Origin of the sequence: Paraglaciecola sp. 20A4 (assembly GCF_011378905.1) — a bacterium.
Lineage (GTDB): Bacteria > Pseudomonadota > Gammaproteobacteria > Enterobacterales > Alteromonadaceae > Paraglaciecola.
Window position 1 is genome coordinate 1 of the sequence record NZ_WTPY01000084.1, and the last position, 838, is coordinate 838.

The 838-nt window shown below is 43.1% G+C and carries 1 protein-coding gene; it reads right to left on the bottom strand.

Features of this window, described 5'->3' with window-relative positions; all coding sequences use genetic code 11:
• Nucleotides 1-619: IS66 family transposase zinc-finger binding domain-containing protein (locus GQS54_RS22930; RefSeq protein WP_166426233.1), on the bottom strand; the 619-nt coding region annotated here is incomplete at its 3' end.
• Nucleotides 620-838: the final 219 nt, after the last annotated feature.

Consider the following 838-nt stretch of genomic DNA (forward strand, 5'->3'; position numbering starts at 1 on the left):
TGGTCTTGCGACTCAGTTCAATGCCGTATTGTTTGAACATCGCTTCTTGTCGATAAAGCGGCAAGCCATACTGATATTTACTGGTGATAATCTGACTGAGTAAGCTGGGCGTGGCATAGCCTTTGGGAATAACACTATCGGGTACGGGCGCTTGTTTAATGCGGTTTTTAATACCGTCTTTTTCACAAGCCTTGCACGTGTACTTAGGTCGCACATGCTCAATCACTTTCACCTGAGCAGGAATAAACTCTAATTTTTCAGACTTATCTTCGCCTATTATATGCAGTTTGCCCTGACAGCAATCGCAGACTTTATCTTCCTCTGCGATATCATGGATAACCACTTCACGAGGTAGGTCTTTGGGCAGGGCTTTTCGCTTGGGTTTATTGCGTGTATAACTGATGTCCTCATGCTCAGCGTCATCAGTTTCAATCACTATCTCTTCGGCTTCATTAAATAACTCACCCTGACCAGGATGGCCTTCACTACTTTGACCAAACTGCTTTTGTTGCGCGAGCTTAAACCTCTCTTCTAATTGTGCATACTCCGCCGCTTGCCGAAGTATGATTTTCTTTAGCAATAAAGGGTCGTCTGGCAGCGAATCAATATCTGTTTTCATGCCTTTTATTTTACCGCAACATGAGGCTAAACGACTGTTTTTATGTAGATTAAATCGTGATCGTTAAATTGTTTTTATGATCTCAGGTTATAAGCCAGAGGCCTTGTAATTAAGTCTGCCATGTCCAATCACATCATAGCCGCCTAGCAACCAATCAAGCTGTTGTTCGCTTAATTTCAGGTGTTTGAAGGCGTCTACCTTAGGCCATTTAAAGCGCTG